At 67.6% G+C, this 18800-nt stretch carries 17 protein-coding genes; 7 read left to right on the top strand and 10 right to left on the bottom strand.

What is annotated here, in order from left to right; all coding sequences use genetic code 11:
• Positions 1-9: 9 nt before the first annotated feature.
• The 3 genes from AC5P7A_RS04775 to AC5P7A_RS04765 are packed head-to-tail and all read right to left on the bottom strand — an operon-like array spanning position 10 to position 2178.
• A complete protein-coding gene (locus AC5P7A_RS04775; RefSeq protein ID WP_495219929.1) occupies positions 10-399 on the bottom strand; it encodes an MAPEG family protein in 390 nt (129 codons plus the stop codon).
• Positions 400-410: 11 nt separating this feature from the next.
• Entirely contained in the window at positions 411-956 is a 546-nt protein-coding gene (locus AC5P7A_RS04770) for a DUF4019 domain-containing protein (RefSeq protein WP_197557005.1), read from the bottom strand.
• Between the two features lie 58 nt (positions 957-1014).
• The gene (locus AC5P7A_RS04765; RefSeq protein ID WP_041863185.1) at positions 1015-2178 is read right to left on the bottom strand and encodes a COG3904 family protein; all 1164 of its coding nucleotides are present in this window, start codon (positions 2176-2178) and stop codon (positions 1015-1017) included.
• A gap of 470 nt (positions 2179-2648) precedes the next feature.
• Here AC5P7A_RS04765 and AC5P7A_RS04760 point away from each other — a divergent pair, with 470 nt between their 5' ends.
• The 3 genes from AC5P7A_RS04760 (at position 2649) to AC5P7A_RS04750 (ending at position 6284) form a co-directional block, all read left to right on the top strand.
• A complete protein-coding gene (locus tag AC5P7A_RS04760; protein WP_014646458.1) occupies positions 2649-4127 on the top strand; it encodes a DNA-3-methyladenine glycosylase 2 family protein in 1479 nt (492 codons plus the stop codon).
• Entirely contained in the window at positions 4124-4615 is a 492-nt protein-coding gene (locus tag AC5P7A_RS04755; RefSeq protein WP_005408696.1) for a methylated-DNA--[protein]-cysteine S-methyltransferase, read from the top strand. The genes AC5P7A_RS04760 and AC5P7A_RS04755 overlap by 4 nt, the downstream gene beginning before the upstream one ends.
• A 418-nt stretch (positions 4616-5033) precedes the next feature.
• Positions 5034-6284 (top strand): alkaline phosphatase family protein, encoded by a 1251-nt coding sequence (locus AC5P7A_RS04750; protein ID WP_046429675.1) that lies wholly within the window; start codon positions 5034-5036, stop codon positions 6282-6284.
• A gap of 130 nt (positions 6285-6414) precedes the next feature.
• Here AC5P7A_RS04750 and AC5P7A_RS04745 read toward each other — a convergent pair whose 3' ends face one another.
• Both AC5P7A_RS04745 and AC5P7A_RS04740 read right to left on the bottom strand, forming a co-directional pair.
• Complete coding sequence (locus AC5P7A_RS04745; protein ID WP_004150462.1) at positions 6415-6594, bottom strand: 30S ribosomal protein THX; 180 nt, start codon at positions 6592-6594, stop codon at positions 6415-6417.
• A gap of 110 nt (positions 6595-6704) precedes the next feature.
• Positions 6705-7118, bottom strand: coding sequence for a MerC domain-containing protein (locus AC5P7A_RS04740; RefSeq protein ID WP_008264835.1), 414 nt, complete (start codon positions 7116-7118; stop codon positions 6705-6707).
• 136 nt (positions 7119-7254) lie between these two features.
• Between AC5P7A_RS04740 and AC5P7A_RS04735 the strand changes: the two genes are divergently transcribed.
• From AC5P7A_RS04735 to AC5P7A_RS04720, 4 genes are all read left to right on the top strand, one after another.
• A complete protein-coding gene (locus tag AC5P7A_RS04735; RefSeq protein WP_329768020.1) occupies positions 7255-9465 on the top strand; it encodes a TonB-dependent receptor in 2211 nt (736 codons plus the stop codon).
• 199 nt (positions 9466-9664) lie between these two features.
• Complete coding sequence (locus AC5P7A_RS04730; protein ID WP_014646454.1) at positions 9665-10231, top strand: TetR/AcrR family transcriptional regulator; 567 nt, start codon at positions 9665-9667, stop codon at positions 10229-10231.
• The gene (locus AC5P7A_RS04725) at positions 10231-11904 is read left to right on the top strand and encodes an MFS transporter (protein WP_495219928.1); all 1674 of its coding nucleotides are present in this window, start codon (positions 10231-10233) and stop codon (positions 11902-11904) included. Before AC5P7A_RS04730 ends, AC5P7A_RS04725 begins: the two co-directional genes overlap by 1 nt.
• An 8-nt stretch (positions 11905-11912) precedes the next feature.
• Positions 11913-13067, top strand: coding sequence for an HlyD family secretion protein (locus tag AC5P7A_RS04720; RefSeq protein ID WP_049420618.1), 1155 nt, complete (start codon positions 11913-11915; stop codon positions 13065-13067).
• Positions 13068-13178: 111 nt separating this feature from the next.
• Here AC5P7A_RS04720 and AC5P7A_RS04715 read toward each other — a convergent pair whose 3' ends face one another.
• The 5 genes from AC5P7A_RS04715 to creD form a co-directional block, all read right to left on the bottom strand.
• Complete coding sequence (locus AC5P7A_RS04715) at positions 13179-13670, bottom strand: Fur family transcriptional regulator (RefSeq protein WP_004150412.1); 492 nt, start codon at positions 13668-13670, stop codon at positions 13179-13181.
• Positions 13671-13704: 34 nt separating this feature from the next.
• Positions 13705-15108 (bottom strand): glutamate--tRNA ligase, encoded by a 1404-nt coding sequence (gene gltX, locus AC5P7A_RS04710; RefSeq protein ID WP_014646451.1) that lies wholly within the window; start codon positions 15106-15108, stop codon positions 13705-13707.
• A gap of 154 nt (positions 15109-15262) precedes the next feature.
• On the bottom strand, positions 15263-16855 hold the full coding sequence (locus AC5P7A_RS04705) for a M20/M25/M40 family metallo-hydrolase (protein ID WP_227863654.1): 1593 nt from the start codon (positions 16853-16855) through the stop codon (positions 15263-15265).
• A gap of 155 nt (positions 16856-17010) precedes the next feature.
• Positions 17011-17421 (bottom strand): hypothetical protein, encoded by a 411-nt coding sequence (locus AC5P7A_RS04700; RefSeq protein ID WP_164077456.1) that lies wholly within the window; start codon positions 17419-17421, stop codon positions 17011-17013.
• Between the two features lie 10 nt (positions 17422-17431).
• On the bottom strand, positions 17432-18751 hold the full coding sequence (gene creD / locus AC5P7A_RS04695) for a cell envelope integrity protein CreD (RefSeq protein WP_049441519.1): 1320 nt from the start codon (positions 18749-18751) through the stop codon (positions 17432-17434).
• Positions 18752-18800 lie beyond the last annotated feature (49 nt).

Genomic DNA, 18800 nt, shown 5'->3' with positions numbered 1-18800 from the left:
CAGGCCGACTTACAGGAGTGCGAACACCAGCGCCAGGATCGACAACAGCGACACCAGCCACACCAGGCTGCGCACGTAGGGCACGCCCGCGGCATACAGCGGCAGATAGACCACGCGCGCCCAGAAGTAGGCCTGCGCGGCCAGCGCCGTGGTGTCGTTGCCGCGCCCGGCCACGACCACTGCGATGGCGGCGGCGGCGAAGAACGGGAAGGTCTCCAGGAAGTTGGCCTGCGCACGCTGCAGGCGACCGGCCAGCGGGCTGAGCGGCTTTGCATCGCCATCGCGTGCCGAAGCATTCCACTTCATCCCGCGCTCGCGGGTGACCACCGTGGAGGTGGCGAAGATGTGCACGAAGCCCAGCAGTACCGACCAGGCCAGCATCGTCAGTTCAGTTGCCATCATTCACCTCCTCAGGGTGCCGACGCGCGCAGGCTGTAACCGGCCAGGCGCCACACCTGGTCCTCGTCGAAACGGAACGAGACCAGCTCGCGCACCGGCTGTGCGCTGTTGGCGAAACGGGTCGGGAAGCTGACGTTGATGTACAGCCCTTCCGGCACTGCTGCACCGGCGCTGTACTTGACCCGGGTGATGGTCGGCTGGCCACGCCCGGCCAGCGCACCCAGGCGCGTGCGCTCGGCGGCCAACTGGCTGACGAAGGCGGCCTTCGGCACCGCACGACGCGCGACGGCCGAAGCGCCATCCCACAATTCGCCGGCGCGGTTGGCGTCGACCAGTTGCGCTGCCTTCACTGCGGCGGCGCCCATTTCCGCGTCCTGTTTCTGCACCTGCGCCTGTTGAGCAGCGGTCAACGCAGGGGAACCGGCGGTAGCGGGCTTCGCAGCTGCCGGCGAGGATGGTGCCGGGCGTGCCGGGGCCGGTGCAGGCGTGGCCGGCGCAGGGGCCTGCGCCAGCACGGTCAGGGGCAGCAGGGACAGCAGCAGGAACGCGCGCTTCATGGACACCGCCGGTTTTCTGGAGAGAACCGCAGTCTACGCCAGCGCGGTGACTACGCCGTCAGCGTGCCGGAGCGTTGCCCTCCACCGCTGCCGCATCAGCTTGCGCGGCGGGCGCGGCGGTGTTCGCTGGCGGCTGCTCGGCCACCGGCGGCGGCTCCGACGGTGCCGGTGGCAGCGTCGCCACATCGATCTCCGACAGCGGGCTTTCGTCCGGGCATACCGCATCCGGGAAACCGAAGCGCTGCTTCAGGGCCTGGCCGCAGCTGTTGATCGATTCCATGTCGGCGCCGTCGCGCTTGCACTGCTGGTCGAAGGCGATCAGGAACGCGTCCTTGCGCTGCACGAAGTCATCGCCGCAGGCGCGCATCTGCTTGATCCGTTCCAGATCGTCCTGCACCGCGTTGGTGCCATCCAGGCCGTACTGGCGCAGCTCATCCGGCGTCAGCAGGCGCAGGCTGCGATTGGGCACGGTCATCATCAGATCGGCCACGCCCACCGCCACGCCATTGCGCTGCAGGTAATCCTTCACGTTGTCGTAGACTTCGTGCAGCTCGCGGTTGAGCTCGGCGCGCGAGGTGGCCTTGGAGCTGATCCGCATCATGCGGTGGATGCCGACCTTGCCCGACAGCAGGCGGTTGTCACCGGCAGCCAGCACGAACACGCAGGCGCTGTGGCAGATGGAGCCTTCGCGCACCCAGATGGTCCAGCCCGATTCACCGATGCTGTCACCGGCCACGATCGCCGACTCCACCTGGCCACCACTGGAGTCCAGGTCGAGGATGCGCTTGTGGATCTTCAGTTCGTCAGCGACCACCGCCAACCGCCACATCATTTCGGCGAAGCCCGGATTGATCTTGCCGGCGTAACGCACGCGCATCAGCCCACGCTCGGCACACGGCGCCAGGGCCTGGGTGATCTGCTCGCGCTGCAGCCCTTCCAGTTCGGCACCGTCGCCGGCATCGCCCGCATATTCCGTGCTGCAACTGACCCACGCACGCCCATTTTCCAGCTGCGCCTGCGGCCACGGCCGACCCGCCTGGCTGCGCGGTGGTGCCGGTGCCGGTGGCGCGTCGGCGGCATTGATCGAAACCATGTTCTCGCCATCACTGGCCGGCGCCCGCGCTGCCTTGTCGGCAGCGGTCACGTTGCCCGGATTCTCCAGCTGACTGCAGCCCGCCAGGGCCAGGCACAACAGGGGCAACCAGCGGAATTTGGCGGACATCGGGCAACCGGGATTCATGGGACCAAGAGCCACAGTCTACCCGTCCAGGCCGCGCATTCAGCGCGTGGCACTGAACCCCTTCTGACCCTTGGGAAAGCGTGTCGACCAAGGTCGGCACCTACCAACAGCCTCAGGAACCTGTCGAAGGCGTGGTGGGTCCGGTGGCAGGGGTGCGAGCGGCATGGATGCCGCGACCAAGTCCCCAGGGGTGAGGGCGCTTTGCTTGCGAAGCACTGCTTCGCAAGCGCCCGAACGCACAGCCGCCAGCGGCTGGGCCGGTCTGGGGGTTCACGGCGTCCCCTGCCACCGGACCCACCACGCCATCCCACAGGAATCCCGCTTCTGCTGTTGCTGTTGCCGGCCAGCGGCCGGCACTACCGCGGGTCCGGGCGCAGCCCGGCGTGACCCCCTTCAGCATCCATGTCCGAATGTGGCGAGTATCCCCGCCCGCACCCGCCTAGACTGCCGCCATGGACACCGCCCTCGCCCTCGACACCGCCGCCTGCGACCGCGCCCGCCTGGCCCGCGACGCACGTTTCGACGGCGTGTTCTTCACCGCCGTGCGCAGCACCGGCATCTATTGCCGCCCGGTCTGCCCCGCACCGCCCCCGAAGCCGCGCAACATCACCTACTACCCGACCGCCGCGGCCGCCGCGGCCGCCGGCTATCGCCCGTGCCTGCGCTGCCGCCCGGAGCTGGCACCACAGGCCCAGCAGGCACTGGCCGGGCAGACCGTACAGCGCGCCCTGGCCCTGATCCACGGCGGCTTCCTGCAGGAGCAGCCGGTGGCCGATCTTGCTACGAAGCTCGGCCTCAGCGCGCGCCAGCTGCAGCGCCTGTTCGTCGAACGCCTGGGCGCGACGCCCGGGCAGATCCACGCCACCCATCGCCTGCTGCTGGCCAAGCAACTGCTGACCGAGACCACGCTGGCGGTGACCGACGTCGCACTGGCCGCCGGATACAACAGCCTGCGCCGCTTCAATACGGCATTCCTGCAGGGCTGCGGCATGGCCCCCACCGCACTGCGCCGCCAGCATCAACCGCTGGCCGCCGACGATGGCGGCCTGGTGCTGCGCCTGGGCTACCGTCCGCCGCTGGACTTCCCGCGCATGCTGGCGTTCCTGCGCAAGCGCAGCCTGCCCGGCATCGAACTGATTGGCGAGGACAGCTACCAGCGCGTGCTGGGCACGCCGGAGCGCCCCACCCTGCTGCGCGTCACTGCCGACCCGAAGCGCCCGGAGCTGCGCCTGCAGCTGGGTGCGGTGGATCCGCGCCTGATCCCGGACATCGTGCGCCGCGTGCGTCGCGTGTTTGATCTGGATGCCGACCTGCAGCAGGTGCACGCCGCATTGGGTGAGGAACCCTTGCTGGCGCGCGGCATCGCCGAGCGCCCGGGGCTGCGCGTGCCCGGCGGCTGGGATGGCTTCGAAGTGGGCGTGCGCGCCGTGCTCGGCCAGCAGGTTACTGTTGCCGCCGCCACCACCTTCGCGCGGCGGCTGGTCGATGCCTATGGCGCGCACCTGCCGGGCATGTCGTCCGACTTTGATCGCCAGTTCCCGGCACCCGAGGTATTGGCCGAGGCGCCTCTGGAATCAATCGGCCTGCCGCGCAGCCGCGCCGCGACCGTGCGTGCACTGGCCACCGCCTGCGCCAGCGGCCAGCTCGACTTCGGGCCCGGCCAGGCGCTGGAAGAGTTTGTTGCCCGCTGCGTGGCACTGCCCGGCATCGGCCCATGGACCGCGCAGTACATCGCTTTGCGTGGCCTCGGCCAGCCCGATGCCTTCCCGGCCGGCGATCTTGTACTGCAGCAGGTCCTCGGCCACGCGCAGGGCCAGCGCCTGAGCGAACGCGCAACCGAAGCGCGCTCGCAACCGTGGCGTCCCTGGCGCGCCTACGCCGTGCTGCACCTGTGGCACCTGTCCGGCACATTCGTTGGAGAACCGACATGACACTGTTGTTCGATCGTTTCGACAGCCCGATCGGCGTGTTGACCATCGCCGGCGACGAGCGTGGCCTGTCACACGTGCTGTTCCCGGAGAACCGCCACCCCGCGCGCGGGCGTGATGACTGGCATTACGCACCGGATGCCTTGCCGGAAGCACGCGAGCAGCTGCTGCAGTTCCTGCACGGCGAGCGCAACAGCTTCGACCTTGTGCTGGCGCCGCGTGGTACGCCGTTCCAGCTGCGCGTGTGGCAGGCGCTGGCGCTGATTCCGTTCGGCCAGACCTGGAGCTACCTGCAACTGGCGCAACACCTGGGACAGCCCAGCGCGACCCGCGCGGTGGGCGCGGCCAACGGGCGCAACCCGTTGCCGATCATCCTGCCCTGCCACCGCGTGATCGGCAGCAACGGTGCACTGACCGGTTTCGGCGGTGGCCTGGAAACCAAGGCCGCGCTGCTGCGGCTGGAACAACGCCAGGCCCCGCTGTTCGCCTGAGAGGGCCGGCCGGGCTGCGCCCGGCACCCGCAGAGGCTAGAGCAACAGCAACAGCGGGCTTCCTGCCGGGAGGCAGGGTGGGTCCGGTTAGGGGACGCTGCAAGTACGTCCCTGTAAGCTCGGTCGCGCCATCCATGGCGCTCACGCCCCTGCAACCGGACCCACCCCGCCTTCGACTGATTCCTGCGATCTGTCGGGGTGGTGCACTGCGCAACTGTTGGTAGGTGTCGACCTGGGTCGACACGGTAGATCCACGCGATGCGTGGATGGAGGCACCTGGAATATGTCTGGAGAAAAGCCTCCTTCTTGTTGAAGGGGGCGCGCCGACAGGCGCGGGGATAAGGAAAAATGCGCGGACACGGCACGCGGTAGCGCGCCGTGTCTTGGGCCGGTAATTGCACCGGCTTATCATGCACGGATGACTTCCGTACGCCTGACCTGTTCGCTGGCGCTGCTGCTGCCATTGGCTGCCTGCACCACTGCGCCTGCCCCTACCGCCTCCGTTCCCACGTCCGTCGCATCGGCCGCACCGCCGAAGCTGCTGCTGATCTCCATCGACGGCCTGCGCGCCGATGCGCTGGACCGCGGGCTGACCCCGAACCTGCAGCGGATGATCGACGGCGGCGTGCGCGCCCGCTGGATGACACCGTCCTATCCTTCCCTGACGTTTCCCAACCACTACACCATCGTCACCGGCCTGCGACCGGACCACCATGGCATCGTCAACAACAGCATGGACGATGAAGCGCTGGGCCGTTTCGAGCTGAGCAACCGCGAGGCCGTCACCACCAGTGCCTGGTGGGGCGGTGAACCGATCTGGGTCGGCGCCGAGAACGCCGGCGTGCGCACCGCCACGACGTCGTGGCCGGGCAGTGAATCGGAAATCCGTGGTGTGCGCCCCAGCCAGTGGCGCATCTACGACGGCAAGGAACCGCTGGAGCAGCGTGCCGGTATCGTGCTCGACTGGCTGGCACAGACCGACGCCGATGCCCCGCGACTGACCACGCTGTACATGGAGCACGTGGACAAGGCCGGGCACAACTACGGCCCCGGGTCGAAGCAGTACGCCGACGCCATCGCACGCGCCGACCTGATCGTCGGCCAGGTGCTCGACGGCCTGCAGCAGCGCGGCCTGGCCGCCACCACCAATGTGATCGTGGTGTCCGACCACGGCATGGCCAGCGTCGCCGACGGCCACGTGATCGCCACCGAATCGATGGCCGACCCGTCCATCGCGCGCAACGTCAGCCAGGGCCAGTCGGTGGGCTTCGCGCCAGTGGCCGGTCGTGAGGCTGAGGCCGAACGCGCCCTGCTCGGCCGCCATGCGCACTACGAGTGCTGGAAGAAGGAGAACCTGCCGGCGCGCTGGCACTACGGCACGCATCCGCGGGTTCCGGCCATCGTCTGTGCGATGGATGAAGGCTGGGATGCGCTGCACCGCGAGAAGATCGCCAAGCGCGCGAAGCAGGACCGTGGCTCGCACGGCTACGACAACGCCCTGCCCTCCATGCGCGCAGTGTTCGTGGCCAGCGGCCCCTCGTTCCGCCAGGGCCTGGTGATCGACGGCTTCGACAATGTCGACGTCTACCCGCTGCTGGCCCACCTGCTGCAGGTGCCGGCCGCGCCGAACGATGGCAATCCGGAAACGCTGAAGCAGACCCTGCGCTGAATTCCCTGTAGAGCGAGCCCATGCTCGGCTGCATTACGCCAGCCGAACATGGGCTCGGCCCTGCAGGAACGTGCATAAAAAAACGCGGCGCCAGGCGCCGCGTTTTCCTTGGACCGGTCGGTCGGCCTGATCAGGCCTTGGCGACGGCCTTCTTCGCCACGGCCTTCTTCGCCGGAGCCTTGGCCACGGTCTTCTTGGCAACCGGGGCGGCGGCGCCTACGGCGACCTTGCTCGCGGTGTGCGAACGGGCGTTGCCGTAGCTGGCGTTGTAGCGCTTGCCCTTGGCGGTCTTGCGGTCACCCTTACCCATGTCTTCAACTCCTCAAGTGTGAAATCTGGTTACCCCGTACTGACACGGGTTCGGCGGGGCCGCCTTGCTGGGCGCCCCCGCGCACGATCGGAAATCCTATCACGGCGTGCCTAGTGCGCGCAGCTTGCGTCGTGCACGTGGCCGTGGTTGAGGCGCAGGTTGACCAGGTGGGCAACGCCCACCAGCAGGCCGCCGATGGTCATCACCACCGCATGCGGCACCGCATTGTGGTGCAGCGGGTCGTACAGCACGCCGGCCCACAGCGCGACCAGGCCGGGGATCAGGAAGCCGAGCGCACGCAGCGCACCGTGGCGGCGATAGCCCCAGACCAGGCTGAACAGCCCGAGCAGGGTCACGAACACCACCAGCGCCTGTTCCACGCCATCGCTCAGCCAGAACGACAGGCCCAGCGACGGCGCCGCCGCCAGCAGCACGGGGATCACCGCGCAATGCACTGCGCACAGCATCGAACCAGTGGCACCGAAACGGTCGAGCAGGTGGCGCAGGCGTGAGGACAGGGACATGACTTCCAGCAGGGTCGGCGAATCGTTATGGAATAATATAACATCCCTCTCCGAACCGCACGGTTTTCCCTCCCCCTGTCCCCTCGACGGGATTCGTGCGCCCTGCGATTGATACATTGTAACAAAGGACCTGCCCATGCCCGCCCACACCCCTCGGCTCAAGCCGCATTCCCTGGCCCTGGCCCTCGCCGCCCTGTTGCCGTCCGTCGCCTTTGCAGCCGGCCAGGACACCTCCCACCGTGACCGCCACCTGACCGAACTCTCCTCGGTACAGGTCACCGCGTCGCCGCTGCAGGGCGATGCCGAATCCCTGGCGCGCCCGGTGGACGTGCTGGCCGGTGAGCGCCTGGACGAGCAGAAGGCCGGCACCCTGGGCGATACCGTGGCCAAGCTGCCGGGCGTACAGAGCACCTTCTTCGGCCCCGGCGTCGGCCGCCCGATCATCCGCGGCCAGGAAGGCCCGCGCGTTGCCGTGCTGTCCAACGGCATGGGCAACATGGACGCCTCCACGGTCAGCGCCGACCATGCCACCAGCATCGAGCCGTTCCTGGCCGACCAGATCGAAGTGCTGAAGGGTCCGGCCACGCTGCTGTTCGGCAGCGGCGCCATCGGTGGTGCGGTCAATGTGGTGGATGGCCGCATCGCGCGCGAACTGCCGGAGCGCCCGCTCAGCGGTCGCGCCGAGCTGCGCGGCAACTCGGTGAACAATGAGCGCAGCGGCATGTTCCGCCTCGATGGTGTCAGCGGCAATGTCGTGCTGCACGTGGATGGCCTGGTGCGCAATGGCGACGACTACCGCATTCCCGGCTACGCGGTGATCGACAGCCTTGAAGACCACCATGACCACGATCACGACCATGATCACGATGCAGCCGAGGGCGAAGAACCGCGCCGCGGCCGCCTGGACAACAGTTCGATCCGCACCCGCGCCGGCGGCGTCGGCGCAACGTGGCTGGGCGACGGTGGTTACTTCGGTGTGTCGGCCAGCACCTATCGCACCAACTACGGCATTCCCAACGGCGCGCACGTGCATGCCGATGGTGATGACCATGGCCATGACCACGGTCACGACCACGGCGATGAAGAGGAAGGCGGCGACGAGCATGACGTGCGCATCGACATGGTGCAGAACCGCTTCGAGACCAAGGCCGGCATCTACAACCCGGTCTCGTTCCTGAAGAACATCAACGCACGCGTGGCTTACACCGACTACGAGCACGTGGAGCTGGAGGCCGGCACGCCGTCGACGCGCTTCACCAACCGTGGTATCGAAGCGCGCCTGGAAGCCGTGCAGCAGCAGATCGGCGGCTGGGACGGCGCGTTCGGCCTGCAGTTCGGCAACAGCGATTTCGGCGCCAAGGGCGAAGAGGCGTTCGTACCGGATACCGGCACCAGGAACATCGGCCTGTTCGTGCTGCAGGAAAAGCAGTTCGGCCCGTTCAAGCTGGAACTGGGTGGCCGCCACGACCAGGTCAAGCTGGACCCGACCGGTGACTACCGTCGCCGCACGTTCGGTGCCACCAACCTGTCTGCCGCCGGTATCTGGAAGCTCAACGATGCCGTTGACCTGCGCATCGGCGTGGACAGCTCAGAGCGTGCACCCACCAACGAAGAGCTGTACGCCGCCGGCGCGCACATCGCCACCCGCTCGCTGGAGATCGGCGACGCCAACCTGAAAACCGAGCGCGGCCAGCGCGTCGAACTGGGCATCCATACCCACAGCGATCGCCTGGACTTCTCCGCGTCGGTCTACCAGACGAAGTTCAAGGACTTCATCTACCTCGCCGACACCGGTGTTACCGAAGGCCTGCCGGTCCGCGCCTGGACCCAGCAGGACGCGGTGTTCCGCGGCGCCGAGGCCGAAGCGCTGGTGCACCTGTTCGAGGGTGGCGCCGGTGACTGGGATCTGCGCCTGTTCGGTGACTATGTGAAGGCCAAGCTGGATGGCAGCGGCAGCCGCAACCTCGACATCGCCGTGCCGCACGGCGACCACAACCACAATTACAACGTGGAGCTGGCCAATACCGGCTACCTGCCGCGCATCGCCCCGGCCCGCGTCGGCGCCGACCTGCGCTGGTCGAAGGACGGCTGGCGCGCCTCGGTCGGTGCGGTGCGTTACAGCCGCCAGAAGGACGTCGCCCAGAACGAAGCCCCGAGCGACGGCTACACGCTGGTCGACGCGCACCTGGCCTACCGCTGGGATCGCAACGCGGGCAACAGCTACGAGGTGTTCCTGGATGGCAGCAACCTGACCAACCGCGAAGTGCGCCCGCATACCTCGCTGCTGCGCGACTACTCGCCGCTGCCAGGCCGTGGTGTCGCATTCGGGATCCGCGCGTTCTTCTGATCGCGCTCGGCGGGGTCGGATCCCTTTCCGAAGGAAAGGGCTCTGGCCCCACCCCATTCCACGGGGGCCTTCGGGCCCCCGTTTTCATTCCGCCCCGCGCCATCACACATCCGTCACAAAGGTGTGCGTACGACAACAACCGGACAATCCCGTCACTCAAAGTCTCGCCAATCGGACACTTTTGTCCGAAAATGATTCCATGACCGCTCAACGTGCCGATGCTGCTGCCCGCCGTGCCCTCATCCTCGACGCCGCCGATCATGTCTTCGGCCAACATGGCGTCACCGCCCCGCTGGATCTGGTGGTCGAACGCGCCCAGGTGGGCCGCGCCACCCTGTACCGCAACTTCCCCGACCGCACCGCGCTGATCCAGGCGCTGCTGCAGCGCACGGTCGACCGCATCCGGCGCCAGGTCGAACAGCTCGGTGACCGCGATGACGCCCTGTTCGAGGTGTTCGAGGGCATGGCCCAGCGCATCATCGATTCGCCGGCACTGGCCGATTACTGGCGTGCGGTTGATTCGGACGTGCCGTCCATGCGCGCCGCGCGCGAGACCGTGCGCGACCTGCTGGAGGAACCGATCGCGCGCGCCAAGGCCGCCGGGCTGTGCCGTGACGACCTGGAAAAGACGGATATTTCACTGATCTCGGGCATGCTGGGTGCGGCCCTGCGCGGCAAGACCCGCGACGAGCGCGCCCAGTTGGCCGGGCGTGCCCTGCAGCTGCTGCGTGGGGGTCTCCAGGGAGCTGCCAGCGAGGCCCGTTGATGGTCCAGCCGTATCTGAAGCCGGTTCCGGATTGGGAGGAGCATGAGAAGCCGACCATGCCCGGCTCGGCGTCGATGCCTTGGCACCCGCCGTACCGGCGCGCGGCCTATGCGCTGGTATCGTTGCTGGTGGCGATCACCGGCGGCCTCGGCAATGCGCTGGTCACCGCCAACCTGCCGTTCCTGCAGGGCCAGCTGGCGCTCACTCCGACCCAGGGCAGCTGGCTGGTGGCCGCGTATGCGATGGTGAATGTCACCGCCAACCTGCTGGCCTTCAAGTTCCGCCAGCAGTACGGCATCCGCCTGTTCGCCGAGATCGGCCTGGGCCTGTATGCGGCGCTGGCGGTGCTGCACCTGTTCGTCGGCAGCTTCGAGACCACGATGCTGACCCGAGCCGCCAGCGGCTTCGCGGGTGCGGCCTGTTCCACACTGGGCACGCTGTACATGCTGCAGGCGCTGCCGCGCCGATTCACCGGCAATCTCCTGGTGGTCGGTGTCGGCCTGTCGCAGCTGGCGGTGCCGATCGCCTGGATCGTTTCACCAGGCCTGGTCGATACCGGCCAATGGCACCAGCTGTACTCCTTCGAAGCCGGCCTGGCCCTGTGCGCGTTCGCGGCAGTGGTGGTGCTGAAGCTGCCGCCGGGCATCCAGGTAAAGGCGTTCGAGCCATTGGACTTCCTCACTTTCGCCCTGCTCGCGCCGGCGGTCGCGCTGCTGGTGATCGTACTGGCGCAGGGCTACACGCGCTGGTGGCTCAACACCCCATGGCTGGGCTGGGCGCTGGTCGCCTCGATCGTGCTGTCCACCACCGCCTTCATCATCGAACACTACCGGCGCAATCCGCTGCTGCAGATCCGCTGGCTGTCGAAGCTGCCGGTGCTGCACTTCATCGTCGGCGCGTTCCTGATCCGCTTCCTGACCACCGAGCAGTCCTACGGCGTGGTCAACCTGATGCGCACGCTGGGCATGGGGCCTGACCAGATGCGGCCGTTGTTCGTAGTGATCCTGGCCGGGGTGATCGTCGGCATCGCCGGCGCCTCGCTCACCTTCGGACCGAAGCGGCTGATCGCGCAGCTGCTGATGGCGATCCTGCTGCTGGGCGCCGCCGCGTTCTTCGACCAGCACCGCACCAGCCTGGACCGGCCGCACGACTTCTACGCCAGCCAGTTCCTGGCCTCGGTCGGTGCCGGCATGTTCATGGGCCCGCTGATCATGCTCGGCATCTCCGCCGCGTTGAAACAGGGCGTCGACCACATGATCACCTTCCTGGTGACGCTGTCGATCACGCAGACCCTGGGTGGCCTGGCAGGTTCGGCGCTGCTGGGGACCTTCCAGCTGCATCGCGAGCAGCTGTATTCCAGCGCGCTGACCAGCCAGCTCGATCCGGCCGATCCGGTGGTCGCGCAACGGCTGCGCATCCAGCAGCAGCTGTACGCTGCGCAGATCACCGACCCGGTGCTGCGCAGTGCGCAGGGCAGCGCGCAGCTGGCGCAGACCACGCGCCGCGAAGCCAACGTGCGTGGCTTCAATGACGTGTTCACGCTGAGCGGCTGGCTGGCGATCGGCTTCCTGTGCTGGTTGCTGCTGCTGTCGCTGCGCACCGCCGTGCTCAAGCAATGGCGCAAGCGCCACCCCGCCCTTTCCACCGCGTCCACGCCGGCCGCGTCCCGTTGAGTCCTCCCATGCCTCCCGTCCCGCCCCGCCCCGACGACACCGACAACGTCACCCCACCGCCGCCGACCGACGCGGCGCCCGCGGCCACGCCGGTAGAACCTGCGGTCGCGCCGAAGTACCTCAAGCCCAGCGCCCGCAGCGTGGTGGTGATGGTGGTAGTGGCCTTGCTGGGCATTGCGCTGATCCTGCGCGCCTGGCACCTGTGGCCGTTCACCAGCAGCGTGATGGTGACCGATAACGCCTATGTACGCGGCCAGATCACGGTGATGGCGCCGCAGGTCAACGGCTATGTGACCGAAGTGCTGGTGAAGGATTTCCAGCATGTGAAGCAGGGCGAGCCGCTGCTGCGCATCGATGACCGCATCTATGCGCAGCGCGTGGCCCAGGCGCAGGCGACGCTGGACAGCGCGCGCGCGGCGCTGGCCAACTCGGACCAGTCACAGGCGCAGAACCGCGCACAGATTGCCTCCGCCCGCGCCACGCTGTCGGCCGGCCAGGCCGAACTGCAGCGTTCGCGCAATGAATTGAAACGCTACGAGGAACTGGCGGCGCAGCAGCTGGTGTCCATCAACGACCGCGACAAGTTCCGCACCACCCAGGCGTCGGCACAGGCCAGCGTGCAACAGTCGCAGGCGCAGATCCGCATCGCCGAGGAAACGCTGGTGTCGACCCAGGTCGCGCGCAAGAGCCTGGAAGCGCAGGTGGAAAGCGCGCAGGCGCAGCTGGAACTGGCCCGCATCGACCTGGCCAACACGGTGATCCACGCACCACGCGACGGCCAGATCAGCGAAGCCAGCGTACGCGTGGGCCAGTACGTCGCTGCCGGTTCGCAGCTGCTGTTCCTGGTACCTGACACGTTGTGGGTGGTGGCCAACTACAAGGAAGGCCAGACCTGGGGCATGGCGATCGGCCAACCGGCGACGTTCTCGGTGGACGCGTTCCAGGGCCAGGTGCTGCGGGGCCGCGTGCAGGAGATCGCCCCAGCCACCGGGTCGGAGTTCAGCGTGCTGCGCCCGGACAATGCCAGCGGCAACTTCACCAAGGTGGTGCAGCGGCTGCCGGTGCGGATATCGATCAACAGGGATCAGAAGCTGGCAAAGCAGCTGCGGCCCGGCATGTCGGTGATCGTGCGGGTGGATACCCGGTCCAAGCCGATGGACTAGGACGCAGGCCCTGCCGCACCGGTATGAAACGGGGTCAGATCCCTTTGCCAGTAGCAAAGGGATCTGACCCCGTTTCCAAAATGCCGGCCAGCGGCCGGCCCTACCGTTGCGTTAGCCGGCGCAGCGCGCGCAGAGGCCATGCACTTCCAGCGTCTGTGCCTGCGGCTGGAAGCCCAGCTCCTTGGCGCGCTTCTCCAGCTGGGTGACGATCTCGCGGTCTTCCAGTTCCACCGCGCTGTGGCAGCTGTTGCAGATCAGGAACGGCACCGAATGCGCGGCACTGCTGGGATGGTGGCAGGCCACGAAGGCATTGACCGATTCCAGCTTGTGCACGAAGCCATTGGCCATCAGGAAGTCCAGCGCGCGGTACACGGTGGGCGGGGCATCGGCGCCCACGCCCTTGCCGTTGCGCACCCATTCCAGCAGCTCGTAGGCCTTGACCGGCTTGCCGGCCTCGGCGATCAGCTTCAGCACGTTGGCGCGGATCGGGGTCAGGCGCAGCCCGCGTTCGCGCGAGACACGCTCGACCACCGCCACGAAATCCGATGCGTCGTGGACATGGTGGTGCGGGGCGGTACAGGCAGTGGCGGTCTTGGCGGGCATGCGTGTTCTCCGGTTCGGGCCTGGCAAGGATGCCTCAGGCCGTTGCTACCTTGGTGATGGCCACATCAATGCGTTTCAAGGCCTGCTCGCGGCCGGCCAGGTACACGGTATGGGAGATGTCAGGACTGACCTGGGTGCCGGTGATCGCCACGCGCAGCGGCTGGGCGACCTTGCCCATGCCGATTTCCAGCGCTGCGGCCGCGTCGTGCAGGGCGACGCCCACCGACTCGGCGGTCCACTCCGGCAACGCTGCCAGCAGCTCGCGGGCCTTGCCCAGCGCCACCTCGGCACCGGCCTTGAGGTGCTTGGCCACCGCCGCTTCGTCGTACCCGGTCAGCGGCTGGTACCAGACCACGGCCTTCTCGGCCATTTCCTTCAGGGTCTGCACGCGTTCACGCAGGGCGATCACCACATCCTCCGGGGCCGGGCCGGCGGCCACGTCCAGGCCCAGCTTCTGCAGCTGGTACACCAGGTGCGGCACGATGGCGGCCACGTCCTCGGTCTTCAGGAAGTGCTGGTTGACCCAACCCAGCTTGGCCATGTCCAGGCGCGAGGCCTTGGAATTGCAGTCCTTCACGTCGAACAGGTCGATCAGTTCCTGGCGGCTGAACAGCTCCTGGTCACCGTGCGACCAGCCCAGGCGGGCCAGGTAGCTCAGCAGCGCGTCGGGCAGGTAGCCGGCGTCCTTGTACTGCATCACGTCGGCCGCACCGGTGCGCTTGGACAGCTTGGCGCCCTGCTCGTCCAGGATCATCGGCATGTGGCCGAACTTCGGCACCGGCGCACCAATGCCCTCGTACAGGTTGATCTGGCGCGGGGTGTTGTTGATGTGGTCGTCGCCGCGGATGACCTCGGTGATGCCCATGTCCCAGTCGTCCACCACCACCGCGAAGTTGTAGGTGGGGTAGCCGTCCGGGCGGAAGATGACCATGTCATCCAGCTCGCTGTTGGCGATCTCGATGCGGCCCTTGATCAGGTCGTCGAACACCACCGTACCTTCCAGCGGGTTCTTGAAGCGGATGACGCGGTTCGGGTCGTCCTTGTACGGCAGGCCCAGTTCGCGTGCAGCGCCGTTGTAACGCGGCTTTTCCTGCCTGGCCATGGCGGCCTCGCGCATCGCGTCCAGCTCTTCGCGGGTTTCGTAGGCGTAGTAGGCCTTGCCGTCGGCGATCAGCTGCTCTGCCACTTCCCGGTAGCGGGCGACGCGGTCGGTCTGATAGATCGGGCCTTCGTCGTAGTCCAGGCCCAGCCACTCCATCGCCTCCAGGATGGCGTCGATCGCACCCTGGGTGCTGCGTTCACGGTCGGTGTCCTCGATGCGCAGCACGAACTCGCCGCCACGGTGGCGGGCCTCCAGCCAGCAGTACAGCGCGGTGCGGGCACCACCGATGTGCAGGTAGCCGGTGGGACTGGGGGCGAAGCGGGTGCGGCAGGTCATGGACGGCTCGAGGAACGGGAATCCCCCGATTTTACCAGCCCGCCGCCCCCGACGGAAAAAGGGGACGGAGGGGATTAAGTCGCGATTGCCCAGCCCGTGGGTACTGCAACCGGGAAACGGAGGGGAGATGCGACTTAATCCCCTCCGTCCCCTTTTACGGTTCCACCTTGCGCGGGAACGGCTGCTCGCGCATCGCGGCGTTGTAGGCGAACGAGGCGACGATGGCTGCGGCCTGCTTCAGGTCTTCCGGTTCGGCGTGGTCCCAGGTGTCCAGGTGGCTGTGGTGGACATTGGTGAAGTAGTCCAGCCGGTCCTGGATGAACTGGAAGCCCGGCAGGCCGATGCGGTCGAAGCTGATGTGGTCGGTGCTGCCGGTGTTGCGGGTCGCCACGGTGGTGGCGCCGACGTCATGGAACGGCGCCAGCCAGGCTTCGAAGATCGGCATCGCCGCCAGGTTTTCCTGGGCGTAGATGCCCCGGAAGCGGCCGGAGCCGTTGTCCATGTTGAAGTAGACCTGGAACTTGCTGTAATCGCGGGTCTTCTGCAGTGCACCGGTCGGCTCGCGCAGCGACGCCGGCAGCGCCTTCTGCGCCGGGTCGGTGGGCTCCGGGAACCGGCCGAAATGCTTGGCCACATAGGCCTGCGAGCCGATCAGGCCCTGCTCCTCGCCGCTCCACAGCGCCACGCGGATGGTGCGCTTGGGCCTGGCGCCGGTGGCCTTGAGGATGCGCATGGCCTCCATCATCACCGCCACGCCTGCGGCGTTGTCGGCCGCGCCGGTGCCGCTGTGCCAGGAATCCAGGTGCGCGCCGATCATCACCACTTCATCAGGCCTGCTGCTGCCGCGGATCTCGGCCAGCGTGTTGTAGCCGGGCTGGTCGGCGTCATCGGTGAAGCGCGCGGCCACATCCACGCGCAGGCGCACGGTCTGCCCGGCCTTCAGCGCGCGCACCAGCGGGTTGAAGTGCTCGCTGATCATCGCCAGCTCGGGGATGCCGACCGGCTCGCCGGCCTTGCGCGAACCACCACCGGCAACGCGGATGATGCCGTTGTCCCAGCTGCTGATGCTGATCGAGGCCAGCGCCCCTTCTTCGACGAAGAACGCATTGACCCTGGTCGCCAGCTGCTGGCGTTCCTGGTACTCCTTGACCCGCTTGGCGCGCTCGGCGGTGGCGTCCTGGTCCTTGGGCAGGGTGAACGCCTGCAGGCCTTCCAGCGAGGTCGCGTCATGCCGATGGGAATCCGGCTCGGTGCCGCGCTTGTACTCGCGCGCCTCGCCCAGCAGCAGGATCTTGCCGCGCAGCTTGCCGCGGTACTTTTCGATGTCTTCGGGCTTCTTGATCTCGACCTGCACCAGCTCGCCTTCAACCGGCCCCTTGGTGCCCGGCGTCCAGGCCTTGGGCAGTGCATGCAGCGGCTGCACACGGTCACCCAGCATTTCCACGCTGGCCGAGGTGAACTCCCAGCCACGGCCAAAGTCATCGAACGCTTCGTCGTGGACGTTGTCCAGCTTCCATTCGTTGAACTTGCCGCGGGTCCACGCGTTGGCGCGGCCCATCGCCGGGGAGTTGGTCAGCCGCGGGCCGATGCGTTCGGTGAGATAGCTGAAGGTGTCCATCACCTGCGAACGGTGGAAGGCCTCCTGGCGGATGCGGCTGACCATGTCCAGGTCCACCGTCTCGCGCTGCTGCGCCGCTGCATTGCCACCCATCGCCAGCGCTACGGCCAGCACGCCCCACTTCAACACATCGCACCCCTGCCTTCCGGCCTGCTCATCAACCCATCGAGTCTAGCCAGCAGCGGCGCCGCGATACCGTCCCATCGGTCATGGGCGGCGCGGAAGCGTGCGAACCAGGGTTCGCCCCCACAGAAGAGTGGTTGGGTCGCATCTGCCAAACCACCTCACCCACTCCACCCCAGCCACAGCTGCGCCCGCTCCGGCAGCAGCAGCAACCAGTGCCGCCGGTCGATGCTGCTGCAGCCATACACCGCCGCATGCGCGGGCCAGTCATCGGGCAGGCCACCGATGCCGATTTCCGCAAGTGCTTCCGCCCCGGCCTTCCATGGCCGGTAGCGCGGCACCCTCCCCGCCAGCGCACCGCGTCCCTGCCGCGCGCCCTGCAACCAGGCCAGGCCCTTGCCCTGCAATCCCTCGCAGGTCACCGCGGCCAGCTGGAAGCGGACCAGACCGGGGGCGATCCGTGCCCCCGGCAGGGCCGCCAGCACGCCATGTGCCTGCAGCAGTGCATCCACTTCCAGCAGGGCCGGAATGCCCTGCCGCGCCCGTTGCCGCAATCCCTGGCGCCAGCTCATGGCGTGCTCCTTACTTCAGGTCTGCGCCAAGCGCGTACCAGTCGACCCGGCGGGTCACCCACATCGCCAGCGCCAGGATCACGAACAGCAGCAGCGATCCCATCAGCAGTGCGTTGTTCTCCGACACCAGCAGGCCATACAGCGCGCCGTACAGCACGGTCAGCAGCGCAGCGAAGCCAAGGCCGCGCTTCCAGTGGCCCAGCACGTTGGCCAGGTACACCGCCTGCAGGCCGATGCAGGCCACGGCCGAGACCAGGTAGGCCTTCCAGAACGCGATGTGCTCGGACAGGCTGATCAGCAGCAGGAAGAAGATCGCCAGCGCCAGGCCGACCATCAGGTACTGCAGCGGATGGATGCGCAGCGACTTGATCAGTTCGAACAGGATGAAGCCGACGAAGGTCAGCACCACGAACAGCACGCCGTACTTCGAGGCACGGTCGGCCTGGGTGTAGGTATCGACCGGATCGACCAGCGACACCGTCACGGCCTGCGAATCGATCGTCCCCTCGCTGCGCAGCTGGCGCTGTGCATCGGAGGCCAGCGAGGACACCGCCCAGCGTGCTTCGAAGCCCTGTGCATCGACACGCCGTTCGTTGGGCAGGAAGGCGCCGCTGAACGACGGATGCGGCCAGCTCGACCGCAGCGCGATCCGGGTGTCATCGCCCACCGGCACCACCGACAGCATGCGGCTGCCATCCAGGCGCAGCTCCAGTTCAACGGTGCTGGCGGCCAGCGCGCCGCCCTGATCCGCGGCGAAACCGCTCACCGGCGCATGCAGGCCACGTCCGATTTCGCTGGCCACGCCTACACCGGGCAGCAACCGCAGCTGCTTGCCGTCCACCCGCAGGTTCGGCGTGCCCACCAGGCCGCGCACATCGGAAACCCCCAGCGCCACATAGGGCTGGCCATAGGTGCGGCCGTTCTTCACCGGATAGTCGTCTTCGGCGAAAGTCGCCTTCAACTGGCCATTCCAGCTGTACACCGGCACCTTGAACAGGCCGACCTCGCGCTGGCTCGGCAGCATCTCGCCGCCCACCTCCAGAGACGCCGGCATCTGCAGCCAGTGGCCCTCGGTCACCTGGATCTCGGTCTTCTTGACGCCCAGCGGGTCAACCAGTTCAACCTGCTTGCGTTCCACCCACGGCACCACCCGTACCGGGCCCACCAGCTGCTGCGTGCCGGCACGGCTGTCGGCCACCCGGGCAAAGGCCTCGTCGCGGTACTGGCTGCGCTCGGTGATGACCCCGCGGATCATCATCAGCGGCACCAGCAACAACAGGATCAGCCCGCCGACAATGGCGAACCTCAGCAGCATCTTCAGGGATTTCATGGTCCATCCTCGTTGGAGAGGGCTGCAGGATGGACCGCTGCGGTGAGCA

The organism is Stenotrophomonas sp. YJH_SMC_65, assembly GCF_059369475.1.
This window is presented reverse-complemented; position numbering and strand designations above follow the sequence as displayed.

What these genes read in the sequence shown, in the direction of transcription:
- AC5P7A_RS04700 (WP_164077456.1), bottom strand. Translation starts at nt 17,421, where the DNA reads ATGAGCTGGCGCCAGGGATTGCGGCAACGGGCGCGGCAGGGCATTCCG.
- AC5P7A_RS04765 (WP_041863185.1), bottom strand. Translation starts at nt 2,178, where the DNA reads ATGTCCGCCAAATTCCGCTGGTTGCCCCTGTTGTGCCTGGCCCTGGCG.
- AC5P7A_RS04715 (WP_004150412.1), bottom strand. Translation starts at nt 13,670, where the DNA reads ATGCCCGCCAAGACCGCCACTGCCTGTACCGCCCCGCACCACCATGTC.
- AC5P7A_RS04760 (WP_014646458.1), top strand. Translation starts at nt 2,649, where the DNA reads ATGGACACCGCCCTCGCCCTCGACACCGCCGCCTGCGACCGCGCCCGC.
- AC5P7A_RS04745 (WP_004150462.1), bottom strand. Translation starts at nt 6,594, where the DNA reads ATGGGTAAGGGTGACCGCAAGACCGCCAAGGGCAAGCGCTACAACGCC.
- AC5P7A_RS04730 (WP_014646454.1), top strand. Translation starts at nt 9,665, where the DNA reads ATGACCGCTCAACGTGCCGATGCTGCTGCCCGCCGTGCCCTCATCCTC.
- AC5P7A_RS04720 (WP_049420618.1), top strand. Translation starts at nt 11,913, where the DNA reads ATGCCTCCCGTCCCGCCCCGCCCCGACGACACCGACAACGTCACCCCA.
- AC5P7A_RS04740 (WP_008264835.1), bottom strand. Translation starts at nt 7,118, where the DNA reads ATGTCCCTGTCCTCACGCCTGCGCCACCTGCTCGACCGTTTCGGTGCC.
- creD (WP_049441519.1), bottom strand. Translation starts at nt 18,751, where the DNA reads ATGAAATCCCTGAAGATGCTGCTGAGGTTCGCCATTGTCGGCGGGCTG.
- AC5P7A_RS04735 (WP_329768020.1), top strand. Translation starts at nt 7,255, where the DNA reads ATGCCCGCCCACACCCCTCGGCTCAAGCCGCATTCCCTGGCCCTGGCC.
- AC5P7A_RS04750 (WP_046429675.1), top strand. Translation starts at nt 5,034, where the DNA reads ATGACTTCCGTACGCCTGACCTGTTCGCTGGCGCTGCTGCTGCCATTG.
- AC5P7A_RS04775 (WP_495219929.1), bottom strand. Translation starts at nt 399, where the DNA reads ATGGCAACTGAACTGACGATGCTGGCCTGGTCGGTACTGCTGGGCTTC.
- AC5P7A_RS04725 (WP_495219928.1), top strand. Translation starts at nt 10,231, where the DNA reads ATGGTCCAGCCGTATCTGAAGCCGGTTCCGGATTGGGAGGAGCATGAG.
- gltX (WP_014646451.1), bottom strand. Translation starts at nt 15,108, where the DNA reads ATGACCTGCCGCACCCGCTTCGCCCCCAGTCCCACCGGCTACCTGCAC.
- AC5P7A_RS04755 (WP_005408696.1), top strand. Translation starts at nt 4,124, where the DNA reads ATGACACTGTTGTTCGATCGTTTCGACAGCCCGATCGGCGTGTTGACC.
- AC5P7A_RS04770 (WP_197557005.1), bottom strand. Translation starts at nt 956, where the DNA reads ATGAAGCGCGCGTTCCTGCTGCTGTCCCTGCTGCCCCTGACCGTGCTG.